This window comes from Nonomuraea sp. NPDC049152 (assembly GCF_040648355.1).
GTDB lineage: Bacteria > Actinomycetota > Actinomycetes > Streptosporangiales > Streptosporangiaceae > Nonomuraea.
In genome coordinates, this window is record NZ_JBEZDO010000003.1 from 45,159 (window position 1) to 63,716 (window position 18,558).

Here is an 18,558-nt window from a genome sequence, read left to right on the forward strand (position 1 = left end):
CAAAATCTCAAGGAGGAGATCAATGGGCCGCACACTCGCGGAGAAGGTCTGGGAGCAGCACGTCGTGCGCCGCGCCGAGGGCGAACCCGACCTGCTCTTCATCGACCTGCACCTCATTCACGAGGTCACCAGCCCGCAGGCCTTCGACGGCCTGCGGATGGCAGGGCGCAAGGTGCGCAGGCCCGATCTCACCATCGCCACCGAGGACCACAACGTCCCGACCGTGCTGGGCCCGATCTCCGACCCCGTCTCGAAGACGCAGGTCGAGACGCTGCGCAAGAACGCCGCCGAGTTCGGCGTCAGGCTGCATCCCATGGGCGACGCGGGCCAGGGCGTCGTCCACATCATCGGCCCCCAGTTCGGGCTCACCCAGCCGGGCATGACGATCGTGTGTGGCGATTCTCACACCTCGACGCACGGGGCGTTCGGCGGCATCGCCTTCGGCATCGGCACCTCCGAGGTCGAGCACGTGCTGGCCACCCAGACGCTGCCCGCCTACCGCCCGAAGACGATGGCCATCGAGGTCGCCGGCGAACTGCCGGTGGGCGTCACGGCCAAGGACCTGATCCTGGCGATCATCGCGAAGATCGGCACAGGCGGCGGTCAGGGCTACATCGTCGAGTACCGCGGTGAGGCCATCCGCAAGCTCTCCATGGAGGGCAGGATGACGATCTGCAACATGTCCATCGAGGCGGGCGCCCGCGCCGGCATGATCGCGCCGGACGAGACGACGTTCGCCTACCTGGAAGGCCGTGAGCACGCCCCGAAGGGCGAGGCGTGGGACCAGGCCGTCGAGTACTGGAAGTCGCTCAGGACCGACGACGACGCCGTCTTCGACAAGGTCGTCGAGATCGACGCCACGACGCTGACGCCGTTCGTCACCTGGGGCACCAACCCGGGGCAGGGGCTGCCGCTGGACGCCGCCGTACCGTCGCCGGACTCCTTCGCCGACCCGGTGGAGCGGTCGGCGGCCGAGCGGGCGCTGGAGTACATGGGCCTGACGGCCGGCACCCCGCTGCGCGAGATCGCGGTCGACACGGTCTTCGTCGGCTCGTGCACCAACGGGCGCATCGAGGACCTGCGGGCCGCGGCCGACATCCTGCGCGGGCGTCAGGTCACGACCCGCACGCTGATCGTGCCGGGTTCGATGCTGGTGAAGCTGCAGGCCGAGAAGGAGGGCCTGGACGAGGTGTTCAAGGCCGCGGGCGCTGAGTGGAGGCAGGCGGGGTGCTCGATGTGCCTGGGCATGAACCCCGACACGCTCGCTCCCGGTGAGCGCAGCGCCTCGACCTCCAACCGCAACTTCGAGGGGCGTCAGGGCAAGGGTGGCCGCACCCATCTGGTCTCGCCCGCCGTCGCCGCCGCCACCGCGGTGACGGGCAGGCTGACGGCTCCGGCGGACCTGTAACCCGGCTTCACCACCCGACCCGAAGGACATCCACGATGGACGCTTTCACCACTCACACCGGTACGGCGGTGCCGCTGCGCCGCAGCAACGTCGACACCGACCAGATCATCCCCGCCGTCTGGCTCAAGCAGGTCAGCCGTACCGGGTTCGAGAAGGGCCTGTTCTCCGCCTGGCGCGAGGACCCCGCCTTCGTCCTGAACGACCCCGCCTACGAGGGCGCCGGCATCCTCGTGTCCGGCCCCGACTTCGGCACCGGCTCCTCGCGCGAGCACGCCGTGTGGGCGCTGCAGCAATACGGCTTCCGCGTCGTGATCGCCGCCAGGTTCGGCGACATCTTCCGTAACAACTCCACCAAGATGGGCCTGCTTCCCGTCATCCTGCCGGGCGAGAAGGTGGAGGCGCTGCAGTCGGCCGTCGAGGCCGACCCTCAACTGGCGGTCACCGTCGACCTGGGCGAGCGGCAGGTCCGCTGGGCCGGCGAGGCCGTCTCCTTCGAGATCGACGACTACACCCGCTGGCGCCTGATGGAGGGCCTGGACGACATCGGCCTGACCCTGCGTCACGCCGACGACATCACCTCGTACGAGAATGGTCGGCAGCCATGGCTGCCGACGACCGTCTAGAAGACGACGAACTGGCGCGGCGGTTGCGTGAAGCGCACCGCCGCGTCCGCATGCTCCCCGCCGCCGACAGAGAGCGTTTCGCGCGCCGATATCTGGCGATCTGTGATCTCGCAAAGCGTGATCCCGGCCGTGCGGCGGCCCGGATGGAGGCCTTCTTGGCCGACCTGAACAGCGATTCCGACACGCCGGGTGCCCAAAAAAACGCGCCCGGTGATTGAGTTCTTTCGCAATCCCCCTTTAGATTCAACCCGTAAGGGGTTTCTCGACCGTTGGACTCGTCTGCTGGAACCCCGAGCCGTAACAGGGGGAGCGAAACCTACATGAACAAGCGGGAACTCGTCGACGCCATCGCGGACCGGGTGGGCGACAAGAAGACGGCCACTGAGGCCGTGAACGCGATTCTCGAAGCGATTCAGAAGGCCGTCGCCAGCGGCGACAAGGTCTCGATCACGGGCTTCGGCGCGTTCGAGATGGTCCACAAGCCGCAGCGCACGGCCAGGAACCCGTCGACCGGCGCCGAGATCAAGGTGGCCGAGAGCTGGGGGCCGAAGTTCCGTCCAGGCTCGGACTTCAAGGAGCTGGTGAACGCCGGGGGCAAGAAGGCCGCCAAGAAGAAGTAAGTCAATGTGGAACGCCCGGACACCCGATCAGGGAGTCCGGGCGTTTTTCATTGGCGGGCCACTCAGTCGGGCACGGGGAATGTCGACAGCGTGACGTAGGCGATCTCGCCTCCGGAAACGACGAGATTGACCCGCTGCCCCGAACGCAGCAGCCGGAGCGGCCCGGCGTCGAAGGCCCGCGTGCCGAACTCCAGCACGCTCCCGTCGTCGAGGAACACCGACCCCGAACGGGTCACCGGATCAAAACTCCGCACGGTCGCCTGCACGAGCCCAGCGTAAATGGTTTGACCCTCGCGAAGGGATCCGGTGAGGATCACGATTCGTGCCCGTAGAGCAAAGCGTCTGGCGTAACTCCGCCTTCCAGCGCCTGGTAGGCGCCGACTTCCTCAGTCAGTTCGGCACCCAGGTGACACTGGTGGCGCTGCCGCTGACCGCCCTGCTCGTGCTGAACGCGGGCCCGTTCCAGCTCGGCCTGCTCACCGCGGCGGAGATGGCGGCCTTCCTGGTCATCGGCCTGCCCGCGGGGGTGTGGGCCGACCGCATGCGCCGCCGCCCGATCCTGGTCGCGGCGGACGCCGTACGGGCGCTGGCACTGCTCAGCGTCCCGCTGGCGGCCTTCGCGGGCGTGCTGTCGCTCGTCCAGCTGTACGTCGTCGCGCTGGTCGTCGGGGTCGGAACCGTCTTCTTCGACGTCGCCCACATGAGCTTCGTGCCGTCGATCGTGCGCAAGGACGACCTGTCCAGGGGGATCGGCACGCTCGAGACGCTGCGCAGCGGCGCGTGGCTGGCGGGCCCCGGGCTCGGCGGATGGCTGGTCCAGGTGCTCACGGCGCCGTTCGCCCTGTTGGCCGACGCGATCTCCTACGCCTGTTCGGCGCTGATCCTGTCGACGATCAGGGCGGAGGAGACCCCGGCAGCCCAGGAGGAGCGCGGGAGTCTCAAGGCGGAGGTCGCCGAAGGGCTGAGGTACGTGCTCGGGCACCCGGTGCTGCGCCGCGTCGCCATGGTGGGCGCGCTGAACATGCTCACCAACGGCCTCTGGTCCATCGTCCAGCCGCTCTTCCTGGTCCGGGAGCTCGGGCTTGGCGCGGGCGTGTACGGCCTGATCGTCTCGGCCATGGGCGTGGGCGGCGTGGTGGGCGGCGCGATCGCCCCGAAGATCGTCGACAGGTACGGCAACGGCGGCGCCATGTACGGCGGCGCGCTCCTGGCCGGGCTGTTCCCGCTGATCGGCGGGTTCACCGCCGAGGGGTGGCGCGTGCTGCTCTACCCGCTCGGGCTGGCCCTGCTGATGGTCGCCGCGGTCGTCTTCAACGTCGCTCAGGGCAGCTACCGCCAGGCCGTGACCCCCGACCACCTGCGCGGCAGGATGAACGCCAGCATGCGCTTCCTCATGTGGAGCGCGATGCCGATCGGCGGCGTCCTCGGCGGCCTGCTCGCCGAGCAGGTGAGCGTGGGGCAGCTCCTCTGGGTGGCCTGCCTGGGCACGGCCGCGGCCCACCTGCCGATCATCGTGTCGCCGTGGATCAGACGTCTGAGAGTCGAAGCAGCCTGACCACCTCGGCGGTGCGGGGGCCGAGGCCCAGCGCGATGGCCGCCCGTAGGTCGTCGGGGGTGTCCACGTCTCGCCTGACCGACTCGATCCCCTCCAGGGTCAGCTCCTTGGCGCCGCCGGCCAGATGCTTGGCTCTCGACTCGCCACCGAAGCGCGGGGTGAACGGCAGGCCTGGCCGTACGCCGTAGAAGGTGGTGCCGACGTCGAGCGCGTCAGGCACGAACGACTGGTCGAACTCGGTCGCGGCCTCCAGCACCGTGGCCAGCTCGCCGGCGCGCAGCGCGGGCAGGTCGGCCTGGAGCGCGCCGATCGCGTCGCCCGGCGCCAGCCGTACGGCGTGGGCGGCGCCCGCGCGCAGCGCGGTGTTGAGGCCGCGGTCAGGATCGGGGACGACCACGGCACCCAGCGCGGCCAGGGGTCCCGCGGCCGCGGGGTCGGCCGTGACCACGATGACCCGGGCCACGGGCGCACTCGCCAGTGCCGCGGAGAGTGTGTCACCGGCCACCGCGACCGCCAGCGCGGTCCTGTGCGGTCCCGTCGCCGCGGCCAGCCGGGTCTTGGCCGCGACCAGCGTCTTCACCGGGATGACCAGTGACCAGCGGATGCTCATAGGCTTAAGCATCTCGTCTCGACATCCCGCGCGGCCAACCGGGAGACTTGGGGCGCAAGTCGTCTCTCTTGGAGGAGTTCATGAGCCGCCCCGGCCGACCATCGCGCTTCTGGGAGACCTTCGCCGTCATGATCGTGAAGCCGCTCTCGTGGCTGCTTGTCAAGAAGGACTGGCGCAGGGGCGAGCTGATCCCCAAGACCGGCGGCATCATCATCGCGACCAACCATCTGTCATGGACCGATCCTGTCCTGCTGTCGCACTTCCTCTACAACAACGGCCGCTGGCCGATCATTCTCGCCAAGGCGGCCCTGTTCAGGGTGCCGCTGCTGGGGGTGGCGGTGCGCTCGCTGCTGGCGATCCCCGTGGACAGGGGCACCAACGAGGCGGCCAGGTCGCTGGAGATCTCCGAGCAGCGGCTGCGCGACGGCGGCGTGATCCTGTTCTATCCCGAGGGCACGGTCACGCGAGATCCCGGTCTGTGGCCGATGGTCGGCAAGACCGGCGCGGCCCGGCTGGCGCTGCTGACGGGCGCGACGGTGATCCCCGTGGCGCACTGGGGTGCGCACGAACTGTTGCCCTACGGAGAAAAGAAGCCGAGACTCTTTCCTCGCAAGACGTTCACCGTGAGGGTCGGCCCACCCGTCGACCTGTCGAAATACGAGGGGCAGCCGTTGCGAGGGCCGGTGCTGCGTGAGGCGACCGCCGACATCATGGCGGCGATCACCGTTCAGCTCGCCGAAATCAGGGGAGAGAAAGCCCCGGAGACCCCTTACGACCCGGCGAGGCGGTGAAGCGGATGACCAAGGCCGCCGTGTTCGGCACCGGTTCGTGGGGCACCACGTTCGCCATGATCCTGGCGCGGGCCGGGGTACGCACCACGCTGTGGGGCCGCCGCGCCGAGATCGTCGAGGCGATCGACCGCCGCCACGAGAACCCCGACTACCTGCCGGGCGTCCTGCTGCCCGAGACGCTGCGCGCGACGACCGACCCCGCGAAGGCGCTCGACGGCGCGGACTTCGTGGTCCTCGGCGTCCCCTCGCAGACGCTCAGGGAGAACCTCACCCTGTGGAAGCCGCACCTGCCGGGCGAGGCCGTGCTGGTCAGCCTGATGAAGGGCATCGAGCTCGGCACGACCAAGCGGATGAGCGAGGTCATCTGCGAGGTGGCCGAGGTGCCGCAGGAGCGGGTCGCGGTCGTGTCGGGTCCCAACCTGGTCGGCGAGATCATCAGGGGCCAGCCCGCGGCGACCGTCGTGGCCTGCCCGGACGAGCGGACCCTCGAACGCCTGCAGGAGGCCTGCCACGTGCCGCCGTGGTTCCGCCCCTACACCAACCCCGATGTCGTCGGCGTGGAGCTCGGCGGCGCGGTCAAGAACGTGATCGCGCTGGCGGTGGGGGTGGCGGCGGGCATGGGCATGGGCGACAACGTCGGCGCCATGCTGATGACCCGCGGCCTCGCCGAGATCTCCCGCCTCGGCGCGGCGCTCGGCGCCGACCCGCACACGTTCGCGGGCCTGGCCGGCATGGGCGACCTGGTCGCCACCTGTACCTCGCCGTTGTCGCGCAACCGCACCTTCGGCGAGAACCTCGGCAAGGGCATGACGCTCGCCGAGGTCGTCGCGGTCACCAAGCAGACGGCCGAGGGCGTCAAGTCCTGCGAGTCGGTGCTTGAGCTGGCCAGGAAGCACGACGTGGAGATGCCGATCACCGAGGTGGTGGTGGGCGTCGTCCACGACGGCATGACCCCCGAGGAAGCAGGGGTGCTGCTCATGTCGCGCACCCCCAAGCCGGAGAGATACGGCGTGTGAGAGAGAACACCCGGTGCGTCCGCGCCCCCGCCGAGGGCGGGTACGCCGCGGCCGTGGCCGCCCTGGAGGGCGCGGCCGCACCAGAGAACGTGGCGGGCAAGGCCTTCGCCTCAGGCGACGCCGCCCTGGCCGCCGTCCTGCTGACCTTCCTGCGCGGCGGCACGCACGTGATCGCCCCCGCTCCGGGCGCCGGCGTGATCGCCAACGTGCTCGGCAGGTTCGGGGTGAGCGCCGACTTCGTCGACACAGGAAACCTGTCCTCCGTACGGCAGGCGGTCCGCGGCAACACGAAGATCATCTATGTCGAGACGCTGTCGGACACCGCCGTGGCCGACCTGCGCGGGCTGTACCGCCTGGCCAGGGAGACGGGGGCGATGCTCGTCGTCGACTCCACACTCGCCACGCCGATCGTCTGCCGCCCGCTCGAACACGGCGCCGACCTGGTCCTCCACTCGACCGGCACGCTCCTCGGCGACCGCGAGGGGGGTGTCGTCGTCGGCCGGCACGACCTCATGCACAGGCTCACCGACGACCTCGGCGCCCCGCTCTCCCGCGCCGACGAGCCCGCGCTGCTCGGCGCGCTGGAGACGCTGACGCTCCGGATCAGGCGCAGGTGCGCGACCGCCATGGAGTTCGTCGCCGCCGTGGCCAAGCATCCCGCCGTCGTCGCCGTCGGCTATCCCGGCCTGCCCCACCACCCGGGACACCACCTGGCGCGCCAGCTGTTCGACTCGGGCCCCGAGGGCACGAGGTTCGGCTCGCGCGTGAGCATCACGCCACGCGGAGACGCCGACGACCTCGTCAAATCGCTGCGGCTGATCGGCAACAGCACCACGGCCGTCAGACGGGGCACCGCCGTCCTCTTCACGATCGGGCTCGAAGACGTCGAAGATCTCGTAGCGGACGTGACACGAGCCCTTGACTCCCAAGCAGGGTAGATTCGGGCGACATGAGCAAGCCACGCGTCGCGGTCGTTTTCGGTGGTCGCAACTCTGAGCACGCCGTCTCCCTCATGGGGGCGGGCAGCGTTCTCGAAGTGATCGACAGGTCCAGGTACGAAGTGATCCCCATCGGGATCGCCCAGGACGGCCGGTGGGTGCTCGCCGCGAGCGACCAGCGGTTCGCGATCGAGGACGGCAAGCTGCCCATCGTCGACACCTCGGGCGCCGAGCTCGCCCTGCCCTCGGGCGAGGCCACGCTGGTCGCCTACGAGCAGGGCAGCATCCCCGTCGAGCTGGGCTCCGTCGACGTGGTCTTCCCCGTGATGCACGGCCCCTTCGCCGAGGACGGCACGATCCAGGGGCTGCTGGAGATGGCGGGCGTGCGTTACGTCGGCTCAGGCGTGCTCGCCAGCGCGGTCGGCATGGACAAGGCCTACATGAAGACCATCCTGGCCTCCGCTGGGTTGCCCATCGGCCGCTACGTGGTGGTGCGCGAACGCGACTGGCGGCTCGACAAGGACCGCGTGGTCAAGGAGGTCGAGGAGCTCGGCTGGCCCGTGTTCGTCAAGCCGGCCCGCGCGGGGTCGAGCCAGGGCATCTCCAAGGCGCACGACCTGGCGTCGCTGGAGACGGCCATCGAGCACGCCCGGGCGCACGACCCGAAGGTGCTGGTCGAGGCGGCGATCGTGGGGCGCGAGATCGAGTGCGCGGTGCTGGAGTCGCTCGGCGACGAGCCGCCTGCCGCCTCCGTGCCCGGCGAGGTGCTCGTGGAGGGCGGCCAGGAGTTCTTCGACTTCGAGGCGAAGTACTACCCGGACCAGATGTCGCTGGCCGTGCCCGCGGACATCCCTGCCGACAAGACCGAGGAACTGCGCGCGATGGCGGTGCGGGCCTTCGAGGCGCTGGGGTGCGAGGGGCTGTCGAGGGTCGACTTCTTCTACACGGCCGACGGGCGGCTGGTCCTCAACGAGATCAACACCATGCCGGGGTTCACGTCGCTGTCGGTGGCGCCCCAGCTGTGGGCGGCGACCGGGCTCACCTACGCCCAGCTGGTGGAGCGCCTCATCCAACTCGCCCTCAACCGGCGCGCCGGCCTCCGCTGAGCCGTACGGGCGCGTCCCCGCGGTCTCTTGTTCCCGCTTGTGAGATGGGAGGGCCGCGGAGAACGTCAGCCGGTGGCCTTCTTGATCGGCTCAGCCAGGTCGATCAGCACATTGGTCGCCTCGTGCGTCTTCGCGATCGTCACCTCGACGTAGGCCGTGTCGGTCACCGCCGTGAACAGGGTCGGCGCCGTGGGATCGGCGAACCATCCGACCCCGTCGAGCTCCGCCAGCTGGTCGGTGGCCGACATCCTGGCCGGGCGCGGCACCCCGCACCGCAGCGCGATCTCCCCTGACCCCCACACCGCGACGTACGGCGACTCAGGCGTGGACGCCACGCGACCCGCGCCGTCGACCTTCTGCGGCAACAGGCCCGAGAGCTTCGTGCACGCCGCCACCGCCTCCCCTTCGGGGGCGGGCGGTTCGACCTGTACGGCGCCGCCGCACCCGGCGATCAGGAGCAGCGCCAGGACGGCAACGCCTCGCTTCATATGTGGACGATAGGGCACGTCAGCGTACGCGTTATGCCTTCGACCGCCTGGATCTGGGCGACGACCAGCTTGCCGAGCTCGTCCACGTTGCGGGCCTCGGCGCGCACGATCACGTCGTAGGGCCCCGTCACGTCCTCGGCCTGGGTGACCCCGGTGATGCCGGCGATCGCACGGGCCACCGCGGCGGCCTTGCCGACCTCGGTCTGGATAAGGATGTACGCCTGCACCATTACGTCCTCCCGGGCGATTGGATCAGCGCCGAAGGGCCACCGTACCCTGTGCGCCACCTCATGAGAAATGTGGGTTGTGTCCATGCCATACGGTGGCTGGCGGTTTGGCGGGCATGTCTCTCATGAGCTGGAGGTGCGTCATCACAGTCGGAGATCTCGGCGAGTTCGGAGTTGTAGCGCGCATTGCGCGGCGCTTGCCACAGGGCGAGAGCGTGCTGCTCGGTCCCGGTGACGACGCCGCGGTGGTGAAGGCGCCCGATGGGCGGGTCGTAGTGACAACAGACTTGTTGATCGAGGGTAGGCACTTTCGCCGCGATTGGTCCAGCGCGTATGACGTAGGCAGGAAGGCCGCAGCACAGAATCTTTCCGATGTCGCCGCGATGGGGGCGATTCCGACCACGCTCGTGGTGGGACTCGGCATGCCGGGTGACGTTCCCGTGGAGTGGGTCGACGGGCTCGCCGACGGGTTCAGGGACGAGTGCGCACTGGTCGGGGCCAGTGTGGCCGGTGGTGACATCGCTCGCTCTGAACTGGTGGTGATCGGCGTGACCGCCCTCGGCGATCTCGCGGGGCAGGCGCCCGTGACCCGTGCGGGAGCGCGTCCCGGACAGGTGGTCGCCTACGCCGGGCGCTTGGGCTACGCGGCCGCGGGGCTCGCTCTGCTGAGTGCCGGGATCGCTCCCACCGGCGGGCCGCTTCTGGAGGCCGTCGAGGGGCACAGGCGGCCGCGGCCGCCGTACGGGCAAGGGCCCGAGGCGGTGCGGCTGGGTGCCACGGCGATGCTGGACGTCAGCGACGGGCTTCTCCAGGACCTCGGGCACGTGGCCGAGGCGAGTGGGGTGGGAATCTCTCTCGATCCAGGCGCCTTCCCCGTCGCCGAGCCCGTGGCGGCCGCCGCGAAGGAGCTCGGAGCCGATCCGCTCGACTGGATTCTCACGGGTGGCGAAGATCACGCACTGGCCGCGATTTTCCCTTCAGAGGTACGGCTACCGCCCCATTGGACGGTCGTCGGGCACGTGATCGACGGGGCGAAGGTCCAGGTCAGCGGGCGCGCGACGGAGACCGGCGGATGGGACCACTTCAGAGCGTGAAAGAGCCGTTCCGAGAAGATACCCCCGGGAAAGTTGTGACAAACGCGTATTAAAGATGTTATTAAGATGGGCGGCCCATGTATCCGGCAGGAAGGGCAGACATGGCCCGCCACGGCACCGGCGAACCAGAGAACGCGTGGAACCAGGGGGGACGCGACTCGGAAGACCCCCGGGAGGCGGACTTTCGCTCCTTCGACGACCCCATAACCACGGGGGCCTTCATGGCGCCTGTGGCGGATCAGGCAGGCTGGCCCGCGCCGCCCGACCAGATCGACCAGCAGTTCCAGCCGGGCCCCTCGACGGGGGAGTGGGCCATGCCGCCGCAGCATCCCGACGCCCCCGGCAGTCCCGCCACGGGGCCCATGTCGGCTCATGAGGCTTTCGGCGCCCCCGTGTCCGCCTTCGGGGGCGGCCCTTCGGCCGGCGGTCCTTCGCCTTTCGACGACCGAGGCTCCGACCACCGAGGCTTCGATCAGCGAGGCCCCGATCACCGAAGCTTCGACGACCGAGGCTTCGACGGCCCCGGGTTCGGAGACCAGGGCCAGAGCGGTCCAGGGTTCGGTGACGCAGGGTTCGGCGACCACGGCTTCCGCGACCACGGCTTCCGCGACCAGGGCCACGGCGGCTCCGGTTTCGGTGATCCCGGCCTCGGCGACGCCGCATTCGGCGGGCCAGGGTTCGGTGAGCCCGCCCCCGGCGGGACCCCGTACGGCGGGCAGGGCTTCGACGAGGCCGCAGGGCCCGCCATGGACGCGACGGCCGCCCACAGCTCGCCCAACGACCGCCTCGTGGCCACCGGCCCGCCCAGGCAGCCCATCGCCGCGTGGGAAGAGGCCCCCGAGCCCAACGAGACGGCCTTCCTCGGCGCAGGCGGATGGGACGACAAGCCCGACTGGGAAGACGAACCCGAGGACAAGTCGTCGCGCAGACGGCGCGGCAGGCGCCGTCCCGCCGCGGAGACCCGCGAGACGGGGCAGGGCGGACGCAGCAAGATCGCTCTGCTGTCGGTCGCGGCCGTCGCCATCGTGCTCGGCGGCACCGTCGTCGGCGTGCGGATGGTCAGCTCCTCCGGCGAGAAGCCCAGCGGCAACTCGGTGTCGGCCAGCAAGCCCGCCCCGTCCACCTCCGACATCGCCGAGCCCGACCCCAGCGCCGAGGAGAGCGAGCCGGTCACGGACGACGGCGCCGTCGCGGAGCCGACGGAAGAAGAGCCGACTCAGGAGCCTTCGGCCACCAGGGCGGTCTCCAGGCCTCGCCCGACGACCACCACCGCCGAGCGCGAGCCCCGCCGTACCAGCACGCCGCGGCCGACGCCCAAGCGCACCACGCCTCCGGTCGTGGAGGACGGCGAGCCCACAGGGGATCCCACGCCGTCGGTCGACCCGTCCAACATGAAGGAGGCGGACGCCACCGGTCAGCCGGGCGTCACCGACAGCCCTGGACCCGTCACCAGCTCCACCTCCGGTGGCGGCTCGGGCTCGGGCTCCGACTCCCAGTCGAGCTCGACCCGGAGCGGCGGCGCGGCGGTGAACGTCAGGTTCGACGTCGTCAGGCAGCGCCTGGCCGGCTACACCGCCGAACTGCAGGTCGTGAACGACTCGGCCCGGGCGCTGACCGACTGGACCCTCAGCGTCCCCGTGGTCGGCACCGTCTCCGCCGTGCCCGGCGCCCAGTGGATGCAGGACGGAGGGCTGCTGGTCATCCAGCCCGGCACCACGCTGGCGGCGGGGGAGTCCGTGCAGGTCACCTTCACCGCGGTCGGCACCCCCGACGCCCCCGAATCCTGCGGCCTGGTGGGCGGGGAGTGCACGGTCGGCTGAGTGGTTGGATGGACGGCATGACCCCTCCTCGCGTACTCACCGTCGCCGGATCCGACTCCGGCGGCGGCGCCGGCATCCAGGCGGACCTGAAGACGATGCTGGCGCTCGGCGTCCACGGCATGAGCGTCATCGCCGCCGTGACGGCCCAGAACTCGATGGGCGTCCAGGGGTACTGGGAGCTGCCGCCCGAGGCGGTGCGCGCCCAGCTCGACTCGGTGCTCAGCGACATCGGCGCGCAGGCGATCAAGACAGGCATGCTGGCCTCGCCGGTCCTGGTCGAGACGGTCTCGGAGGCGCTCGCCGCGGCGGGGGCGCCCGTCGTCGTCGACCCCGTCGGCGTCTCCAAGCACGGTGACTCGCTGCTCGTCCCCGAGGCGATCGACACGCTCAAGACGCGGCTGCTGCCGATCGCCACCGTGGTCACGCCGAACCTGTGGGAGGTCGAGCAGCTCACCTCGGTCAAGGTGGAGGACGAGAGCGGTCTGCGCCGCGCCGCCGACTCCATCCTCGCCCTCGGCCCTACGTGGGCGCTCATCAAGGGCGGGCACCTGCCAGGCGAGCCCGTCGACCTGCTGACCGACGGCACCGACGAGTACCGTTTCACCGCGCGGCGCCTCGACAACAGGCACACCCACGGCACGGGCTGCACGCTCGCCTCCGCCATCGCCTCCCGCCTCGCGTTCGGCGACGACGTGCCGACAGCGGTCGGCAAGGCCAAGGAGTACGTCACGGGCGCGATCGGCCGCGGCTTCCCCCTGGGCGACGGCATCGGCCCCGTCGACCACGCGTGGATGTGGCGCTCCTAGCCTCTCAGGACACTCGTCCCGAACGCCCTCCGAGCCGGCACCGCCTCTCTCGGCTCAGCCGCTCTTGCGGGCCAGGAGGCAGGCGTACTGCCGCTTCTGCCCCTCGCCGGGCTCCTCCAGCAGCCGCGCGGCGACGACCGGCCCGTCTCCGGAGGATCGTACGAGTTCGGCGAACGCCCCCAGCATCGCGCGGGTCAACGGCATGGAGGCGAGTACGTTCCCGTAGAGCTCCGCGTAGTCGACGGCGACCGTGTCGTACGTAGGACGCCCGGAGGGCGGTGAGGTAGGCAGGCTCGGTCATACGGATCAACGTAGCCAATCGCCCGGCGCCCTTCGCGGGATGATCCAGGGAACGCCGAAAGCCCGGCGCTCGATCGAGCGCCGGGCTTTCGGAAAGTCGTGAAGACTAGCGGGCGACCTTGCCGGCCTTGATGCACGAGGTGCACACGTTCAGCTTCTTCGGCGTGCCACCCACGACCGCGCGAACCGTCTGGATGTTGGGGTTCCAACGACGACGGGTGCGACGGTGGGAGTGGGACACGTTGTTACCAAAGGTCGGGCCCTTGCGGCAGACATCGCAGACGGAAGCCACGGTATCGCTCCTTTTCAGTCGATAAGCCCAATCCGCTTGGTGTTTCGGGCGGAGGGCATGCCGGGGACAACCGGCCAGCCAGACGAGGATATCCGATCCGCACCCCTGACCGCGAACTCGCGCGGCAGCAAGTGGATGTTGGGGATATTCTCCGCAGGAAACGCTAGCGCATCGGGGCCGCGAGGGAGCACACATGGAGGTTCTCGACCCGCCCGCGGTACGCCGCTGGATCAGGCTGGCCGCCGACGCGCTGGGAACGGCGAGGGCGGACATCGACGCGCTCAACGTCTTCCCCGTGGCCGACGGCGACACGGGAACCAACCTGCACCTCACCATGATCTCGGCGGCCGAGGCGGTCGAGGCGCTGCCGGAGGACGTGGGGCCGGCCGTGGTGTGGCAGACCCTGGCGTACGGCGCGCTGGTCGGCGCGAGGGGCAACTCGGGCGTGATCGTCAGCCAGGCGCTGAGGGGCATGGCCGAGGTGCTGAAGGAGCGCCGGGGCACCGCCGCCGATCTGCGTGAGGGGCTCGCGAAGGCGGCGCGGCTGGCCAGGGCCGCGGTGGCCAGGCCGGTGGAGGGGACCGTGCTGAGCGTGCTCGAGGCGGTCGCCGCGGGCGTCGGCGAAGGCGATCTCGACGCGACCGCGCGCGGGGCGGTGGCGGAGGCGAGGGCGGCGCTGCGCCGTACCCCTGGCCAGCTGGAGGTACTGGCCCGCAGCGGGGTGGTCGACGCGGGCGGCGCGGGCGTGGCGATCATCATGGAGGCGCTCGCCGCGGTCGTCACCGACTCCTACACCCAGCGCTACGACGTGCCCGCGCCGACCCAGCGGGTGACGCCGATGACCGAGTCGGGGGCGGGCTACGAGGTGATGTACCTGCTCGACGCCGACGACGAGGCGGTGGGCAAGCTGCGCGCCGAGCTCGACGCGCTCGGCGACTCGCTGGTGGTGGTCGGCGGCGACGGGCTCTGGAACGTGCACGTGCACGTCGACGAGGCGGGCCAGGCGATCGAGGCGGCGTTGCGCGTGGGCAGGCCGCACCGGATCAGGGTCACCTACCTGGCCGCGCCGGGCCGTACGCACAGGGCGGCCGGCGGCAGGGGAGTGGTGGCGGTGGCCGCGGGCGAGGGGATCGCGGCGCTGTTCGAGGAGTCAGGGGCCGTCGTCGTACGGCGGGAGCCAGGGTCGAGCCCGTCCCTGCCCGCGATGCTGGCGGCGATCCGCGAGTCGGGCAGCGAGGTGGCGGTCCTGCCGAACGACGAGGGCGTCCGCGCGGTCGCCGTCGCGGCGGCGGAGGTCGCGCGTGAGGACGGCGTGGTCGTGAGCGTGCTGCCGACCAAGGCGACCGTGCAGGGTCTCGCGGCGCTGGCCGTCCACGACCCGCTGCGCCGCTTCGACGACGACGTGGTGGCCATGACGGACGCGGCGGGCCACACCCGCTACGGCCACCTGACGGTCGCCGACCGGCAGGTGCTCACCAGCGCCGGCCTGTGCAGGCCTGGCGACGTGCTCGGCATGATCGACGGCGACGTGGCCGTCATCGGCGCCACGCTGCCCGAGGTCGCCGTGCTGATCGTCGACAGGATGGTGGCGGGCGGCGGCGAGCTGGTCACGCTGGTCACAGGAACCGGCGCCCCCGAACGGCTCGCGCAGGCGGTGGAGGAGTTCCTCGCGCGGGCCAGACCCGACGTGGAGGTCGTCGTCTACAGGGGAGAACAGGGCGGATACCCACTCCTCATCGGTGTCGAGTGAATCCTGTCGGTCGCAGGCGGTAGAACTGGTTGACGTGAGTCGATTCGACGAGCCGCTGTCCAAGGCGCTCGATCCCAAGACCGCCAAGCTGCTGCAGAGCGTCCTGGAGCTGGAGACGGTCGGCGACCTGCTGCGCCACTACCCACGCCGCTACGCCGAGCGGGGCGAGCTCACCTCGCTCGACGCCCTGGAGGTCGACGAGCACGTCACGGTGGTCGGCGAGGTCACGCGGCTGATGCGCAAGCCCATGCGCAACAGGGGTGGCACCTGGCTCGAGGTCGAGGTCGTCGACGGCACCGGCAAGAAGATCTACCTGTCGTTCTTCGGCAAGGGCTCCCACGTGGCCGAGTCGCGGCTGAAGACGGGGCGGCGCGGCATGTTCGCCGGCAAGGTGGGCCTGTTCGGCGCCCGCGGCACCCCTCGATGGCAGCTCAGCCATCCGGAGTTCGAGTTGTTCGAGGACGAGGGCGAGGAGAGCGCGGAGGAGTTCGCGACCGCGCCAGTGCCGATCTATCCCGCGGGCAAGGACGTCACCCCGTGGGCGATCCGCAGGGCGGTGGGGGTGATCCTCGACACGCTCGGCCCGCTCGACGACCCGCTGCCGCTGGAGCTGCGCCGCAGGCACAAGCTGCCCGATCTCGACGACGCGCTGATGGCGATCCACCGGCCGAAGGACTTCGGCGACGTGGTGCGGGCCCAGAAGCGGCTGAAGTTCGACGAGGCGTTCGTGCTGCAGTCCGTCCTGCTCCAGCGCAGGCAGGCGGCGGTCGCGTGGCCGGCCAAGGCCCGACCGCCTGTGGCGGGCGGCCTGCTCGCGGCCTTCGACGAGCGGCTGCCGTTCTCGCTGACGGAGGGGCAGGCGGCGGTCGGCGAGGAGATCTCCGCCGACCTCGCCAGGGAGCACCCCATGCACCGGCTGCTGCAGGGCGAGGTCGGCGCGGGCAAGACGGTGGTGGCGCTGCGCGCGATGCTGCAGGTCGTCGACGCGGGCGGCCAGGCGGTGCTGCTCGCGCCCACCGAGGTGCTGGCCCAGCAGCACCACCGCTCGATCACCGCGATGCTGGGCGACCTGGCCGCGGGCGGCATGTTCGGCGGCACCGCCGTGGGGCTGCTGACCGGCTCCATGGGCGCGGCCGCGCGCCGCGCCGCCCTCCTCGACGCCGCCTCGGGCACGGCCGGCATCGTCGTCGGCACCCACGCGCTGCTCCAGGAGCACGTGCAGTTCGCCGACCTCGGCCTGGTCGTCGTCGACGAGCAGCACAGGTTCGGCGTCGAACAGCGCGACGCGCTGCGCGAGAAGGTCGCGGGCGGCCGGCCCCACGTGCTGGTCATGACCGCCACCCCGATCCCGCGCACGGTCGCCATGACCGTCTTCGGCGACCTGGAGGTCTCGACGCTCTCGCAGCTGCCGTCCGGTCGCGCCCCGATCACCTCCCACGTCGTTCCCGCCGCCGAGAAGCCCCACTACCTGGAGCGCACGTGGGAGCGGGTGCGTGAGGAGGTGGGCCTCGGCCGCCAGGCCTACATCGTGTGCCCGCGCATCGGCGATCTGGAGGGTGACGAGGGCGACCTGACCGCCTCCGACGACGACAAGAGGCCGCCGCTCGCGGTGCTGGAGGTGGCCGAGATGCTCGCCTCGGGGCCGCTGCACGGGCTGCGTGTCGAGGTGCTGCACGGCAAGCTCCCGCCCGAGGAGAAGGACGCGATCATGCGGGCCTTCTCGCGCGGCGAGGTCGACGTGCTGGTGGCGACGACGGTGATCGAGGTGGGCGTCGACGTGCCCAACTCCTCCGTGATGATCATCATGGACGCCGACAGGTTCGGGGTCTCGCAGCTCCACCAGCTCAGGGGGCGGGTCGGGCGAGGCGGGCTGCCGGGGCTGTGCCTGCTCGTGACCGAGTTCGCGGCGGGCACGCCCGCGCGGGAGCGCCTCGACGCGGTGGCCTCGACGCTCGACGGCTTCGAGCTGTCGCGCGTCGACCTGGAGCAGCGGCGGGAGGGTGACGTGCTGGGCGCGGCGCAGTCGGGCAAGCGGTCGTCGCTGAAGATGCTGCAGCTGCTCAGGGACGAGGAGGCGATCGTGTCGGCCAGGGAGGAGGCGGCGGCGCTGCTGGCGGCCGATCCCTCGCTGTCCTCGCACGAGGGGCTGCGCGCCGAGATCGACCGCCTCTTGGGCGACGAGAAGGCCGACTACCTGGAGAAGGCCTGATCAGGCCGGCTATGGACGGTCACCGGTGACCAGAGTGGCCTGAGCCCGGCTTGCGGTACAAGATGCCCTTCACAACACGCCCAGCGCCGGGGACGGCCTCCCCCCGAATGCCGTCCCCGGCTGGGCCCACCCTCGGGTCAGGTGCCGAGGGAACCGGCGTGCGGAAGGGCTCACGATCACGCCGGTCGACCTTCATGTGGGTCACCTCGAAGGTCGCAGTCATCATCATGCTGGGCACCGGGGGGCGTGGCTACGACCCTTGCGTGAACGAGGCCGACACTTGTCCACTCTTGACCTGCGTGGACATGCGGAAGAATGGGCGGCATGACGCGGATCATCGCGGGAAGCGCGGGTGGCAGGCGATTGGCGGTGCCGCCGGGCCGGACGACGCGGCCTACCAGCGACAGGGCGAGAGAAGGGATTTTCTCTACCCTCGACTCGCTGCACGGCATCGAGGGCGCGCGGGTGATCGACCTGTACGCGGGTTCGGGGGCGGTCGGGCTCGAGGCGCTGTCGAGGGGCGCGGCCCACGCGCTGCTGGTCGAGGCGGACGCACGGGCGGCCAGGACGATCAAGGCCAACGTCAGGGATCTGGGTTTCGCCGCGGCGCGGGTGGTGGCCGACCGGGTGGAGCGGCTGCTGGCCAAGCCGGGCGAGGGGGGCGAGCCGTACGACATCGTGTTCGCCGATCCGCCCTACGCGGTCACCGACGAGGAGGTCACGAGGGTCCTGGAGTCGCTGCGCGACAACGGGTGGCTCGCGCCCGGCGCTCTCGTCGCGGTGGAACGCGAGAGCAGGGGGAAGGACCTGGTGTGGCCCCCGGGCTACGAAGAGGAGAGGGTCCGTCGTTACGGCGAAGCGGCCGTTTGGTACGGTCGCGCCGCCGGGAACCCGTAAACGTGGGA

21 protein-coding genes are annotated in these 18,558 nt (G+C 70.7%); 15 read left to right on the forward strand and 6 right to left on the reverse strand.

The genetic code is table 11. The annotated features are described in order from the left end of the window. Positions 1 to 22: 22 nt before the first annotated feature. The 4 genes from leuC (at position 23) to AB0B45_RS06715 (ending at position 2,651) form a co-directional block, all read left to right on the forward strand. The gene (gene leuC / locus AB0B45_RS06700; RefSeq protein ID WP_358126413.1) at positions 23 to 1,408 is read left to right on the forward strand and encodes a 3-isopropylmalate dehydratase large subunit; all 1,386 of its coding nucleotides are present in this window, start codon (positions 23 to 25) and stop codon (positions 1,406 to 1,408) included. A 35-nt stretch (positions 1,409 to 1,443) separates the two neighbouring features. Next, a complete protein-coding gene (gene leuD, locus AB0B45_RS06705; protein WP_358126416.1) occupies positions 1,444 to 2,031 on the forward strand; it encodes a 3-isopropylmalate dehydratase small subunit in 588 nt (195 codons plus the stop codon). Next, the gene (locus AB0B45_RS06710; RefSeq protein WP_358126419.1) at positions 2,010 to 2,249 is read left to right on the forward strand and encodes a hypothetical protein; all 240 of its coding nucleotides are present in this window, start codon (positions 2,010 to 2,012) and stop codon (positions 2,247 to 2,249) included. The genes leuD and AB0B45_RS06710 overlap by 22 nt, the downstream gene beginning before the upstream one ends. Positions 2,250 to 2,351: 102 nt before the next feature. Further along, a complete protein-coding gene (locus AB0B45_RS06715; protein ID WP_358126422.1) occupies positions 2,352 to 2,651 on the forward strand; it encodes an HU family DNA-binding protein in 300 nt (99 codons plus the stop codon). A gap of 62 nt (positions 2,652 to 2,713) precedes the next feature. Here AB0B45_RS06715 and AB0B45_RS06720 read toward each other — a convergent pair whose 3' ends face one another. Further along, positions 2,714 to 2,917 carry a hypothetical protein gene (locus AB0B45_RS06720; protein ID WP_358126424.1) on the reverse strand — a complete coding sequence of 68 codons (204 nt, stop codon included), beginning with the start codon at positions 2,915 to 2,917 and terminating at the stop codon, positions 2,714 to 2,716. Positions 2,918 to 2,973: 56 nt separating this feature from the next. Here AB0B45_RS06720 and AB0B45_RS06725 point away from each other — a divergent pair, with 56 nt between their 5' ends. After that, positions 2,974 to 4,206: an MFS transporter gene (locus tag AB0B45_RS06725; RefSeq protein WP_358126426.1), complete on the forward strand. Its 1,233-nt coding sequence runs from the start codon at positions 2,974 to 2,976 to the stop codon at positions 4,204 to 4,206. On the opposite strand, the gene cofC is transcribed toward AB0B45_RS06725, so the two are convergent. Further along, the gene (cofC, locus tag AB0B45_RS06730; protein WP_358126428.1) at positions 4,178 to 4,816 is read right to left on the reverse strand and encodes a 2-phospho-L-lactate guanylyltransferase; all 639 of its coding nucleotides are present in this window, start codon (positions 4,814 to 4,816) and stop codon (positions 4,178 to 4,180) included. The two genes, AB0B45_RS06725 and cofC, sit on opposite strands and share 29 nt — an antisense overlap. 80 nt (positions 4,817 to 4,896) lie before the next feature. Between cofC and AB0B45_RS06735 the strand changes: the two genes are divergently transcribed. From AB0B45_RS06735 to AB0B45_RS06750, 4 genes are read left to right on the forward strand one after another with little or no spacing between them, the layout of a single operon-like run. Continuing rightward, positions 4,897 to 5,607 (forward strand): lysophospholipid acyltransferase family protein, encoded by a 711-nt coding sequence (locus AB0B45_RS06735; protein ID WP_358126431.1) that lies wholly within the window; start codon positions 4,897 to 4,899, stop codon positions 5,605 to 5,607. A 5-nt stretch (positions 5,608 to 5,612) separates the two neighbouring features. Beyond that, complete coding sequence (locus AB0B45_RS06740) at positions 5,613 to 6,623, forward strand: NAD(P)H-dependent glycerol-3-phosphate dehydrogenase (protein WP_358126434.1); 1,011 nt, start codon at positions 5,613 to 5,615, stop codon at positions 6,621 to 6,623. After that, a complete protein-coding gene (locus AB0B45_RS06745) occupies positions 6,620 to 7,561 on the forward strand; it encodes a PLP-dependent transferase (protein WP_358126437.1) in 942 nt (313 codons plus the stop codon). Before AB0B45_RS06740 ends, AB0B45_RS06745 begins: the two co-directional genes overlap by 4 nt. An 11-nt stretch (positions 7,562 to 7,572) precedes the next feature. Then, positions 7,573 to 8,667 carry a D-alanine--D-alanine ligase family protein gene (locus AB0B45_RS06750; RefSeq protein WP_358126440.1) on the forward strand — a complete coding sequence of 365 codons (1,095 nt, stop codon included), beginning with the start codon at positions 7,573 to 7,575 and terminating at the stop codon, positions 8,665 to 8,667. A 65-nt stretch (positions 8,668 to 8,732) separates the two neighbouring features. Here the strand turns inward: AB0B45_RS06750 and AB0B45_RS06755 are convergent, their stop codons facing one another. Both AB0B45_RS06755 and AB0B45_RS06760 read right to left on the reverse strand, forming a co-directional pair. Continuing rightward, entirely contained in the window at positions 8,733 to 9,155 is a 423-nt protein-coding gene (locus AB0B45_RS06755) for a DUF3515 family protein (protein ID WP_358126442.1), read from the reverse strand. Continuing rightward, positions 9,152 to 9,385 (reverse strand): Lrp/AsnC ligand binding domain-containing protein, encoded by a 234-nt coding sequence (locus AB0B45_RS06760; protein WP_358126445.1) that lies wholly within the window; start codon positions 9,383 to 9,385, stop codon positions 9,152 to 9,154. The genes AB0B45_RS06755 and AB0B45_RS06760 overlap by 4 nt, the downstream gene beginning before the upstream one ends. A gap of 122 nt (positions 9,386 to 9,507) precedes the next feature. On the opposite strand from AB0B45_RS06760, the gene AB0B45_RS06765 reads away from it, so the two are divergent. The 3 genes from AB0B45_RS06765 (at position 9,508) to thiD (ending at position 13,102) form a co-directional block, all read left to right on the forward strand. Beyond that, complete coding sequence (locus tag AB0B45_RS06765; RefSeq protein ID WP_358126448.1) at positions 9,508 to 10,476, forward strand: thiamine-phosphate kinase; 969 nt, start codon at positions 9,508 to 9,510, stop codon at positions 10,474 to 10,476. A gap of 230 nt (positions 10,477 to 10,706) precedes the next feature. Then, entirely contained in the window at positions 10,707 to 12,296 is a 1,590-nt protein-coding gene (locus tag AB0B45_RS06770) for a hypothetical protein (RefSeq protein WP_358126451.1), read from the forward strand. A gap of 17 nt (positions 12,297 to 12,313) precedes the next feature. Further along, complete coding sequence (gene thiD, locus AB0B45_RS06775; RefSeq protein WP_358126454.1) at positions 12,314 to 13,102, forward strand: bifunctional hydroxymethylpyrimidine kinase/phosphomethylpyrimidine kinase; 789 nt, start codon at positions 12,314 to 12,316, stop codon at positions 13,100 to 13,102. A 54-nt stretch (positions 13,103 to 13,156) separates the two neighbouring features. Here thiD and AB0B45_RS06780 read toward each other — a convergent pair whose 3' ends face one another. After that, positions 13,157 to 13,306 carry a hypothetical protein gene (locus AB0B45_RS06780; protein ID WP_358126457.1) on the reverse strand — a complete coding sequence of 50 codons (150 nt, stop codon included), beginning with the start codon at positions 13,304 to 13,306 and terminating at the stop codon, positions 13,157 to 13,159. Between the two features lie 202 nt (positions 13,307 to 13,508). Beyond that, positions 13,509 to 13,694 carry a 50S ribosomal protein L28 gene (gene rpmB / locus AB0B45_RS06785; protein WP_354909561.1) on the reverse strand — a complete coding sequence of 62 codons (186 nt, stop codon included), beginning with the start codon at positions 13,692 to 13,694 and terminating at the stop codon, positions 13,509 to 13,511. Between the two features lie 193 nt (positions 13,695 to 13,887). On the opposite strand from rpmB, the gene AB0B45_RS06790 reads away from it, so the two are divergent. From AB0B45_RS06790 to rsmD, 3 genes are all read left to right on the forward strand, one after another. Then, a complete protein-coding gene (locus AB0B45_RS06790; RefSeq protein WP_358126461.1) occupies positions 13,888 to 15,444 on the forward strand; it encodes a DAK2 domain-containing protein in 1,557 nt (518 codons plus the stop codon). Positions 15,445 to 15,478: 34 nt separating this feature from the next. Then, positions 15,479 to 17,653, forward strand: a complete 2,175-nt coding sequence (gene recG / locus AB0B45_RS06795) for an ATP-dependent DNA helicase RecG (protein WP_358126464.1) — start codon at positions 15,479 to 15,481, stop codon at positions 17,651 to 17,653. Between the two features lie 324 nt (positions 17,654 to 17,977). Continuing rightward, on the forward strand, positions 17,978 to 18,550 hold the full coding sequence (gene rsmD, locus AB0B45_RS06800; protein WP_358126466.1) for a 16S rRNA (guanine(966)-N(2))-methyltransferase RsmD: 573 nt from the start codon (positions 17,978 to 17,980) through the stop codon (positions 18,548 to 18,550). The last annotated feature ends 8 nt before the right edge of the window (positions 18,551 to 18,558 follow it).